This window comes from Cecembia lonarensis LW9 (genome assembly GCF_000298295.1).
In the GTDB taxonomy this organism is placed as follows: domain Bacteria; phylum Bacteroidota; class Bacteroidia; order Cytophagales; family Cyclobacteriaceae; genus Cecembia; species Cecembia lonarensis.
The window spans coordinates 1-698 of sequence record NZ_AMGM01000292.1; the positions used below are offsets into that span (position 1 = coordinate 1).

A 698-nucleotide genomic window follows, 5' to 3' on the forward strand; every position below is an offset into this window, starting at 1 on the left:
CTGCTACCTTGACCAACTCAGTGTGGATACCGCCCATCATGTCATTGTCCATACCCAGGCAGAGCTGGCTGACCAGAAAGATAGTCAGTGCCTGCAAGGAGTAGTGACTGCAGCTTGTCAAAGGCTCCTGAGCCTGGGCCTTGGCGTGAGATCAGTGCTGGCCGATGGAGCCTATAGCTCGGGAGAAAACTATGCCTTTCTGGAAAAAGAAGCCATCCGGGCCTACATTCCGGTATCGGATGCCTACAAAGGAGGGCCCAAAGGCTTTGTCTATGACAGAGATGAAGACTGCTGGATCTGTCCTCAGGGAAAGAAAGCCACTTTTCGCACCATCAAGTTCTCCGCTCAGGACAGCCTGCAGCGCCAGTACTTCACCACAAGAGCCGATTGCAAAGACTGTCCCCTTAAGAAAAGCTGTCTGGGTAAAAAACAACAGGAAAAAAAGATCGACATCACCTACTACCGGGAAGAATACGAACGAGCCAAAGAACGGATGAACTCAAGACATGCTGAGTGGATGAAGAAAAAGCGGCAGTCAACGGTAGAGCCCGTGCTGGGCACGCTGATCAATTACCTGGGCCTGTCCAAAATCAACACCCGGGGCCTGGAATCCGCCCACAAAAAGATGGTGATGGGAGCCTGTGCCTATAACCTGAAGAAGTGGCTCAACTTCAGCCCCCGAAGACGAAAAACAGCCG

The 698-nt window shown here is 52.1% G+C and carries 1 protein-coding gene; it reads left to right on the forward strand.

Annotated features, from left to right (window positions below; all coding sequences use genetic code 11):
* Positions 1-698 (forward strand): transposase (locus B879_RS21370; protein ID WP_040401635.1); only part of this gene is annotated, 698 nt, incomplete at both ends.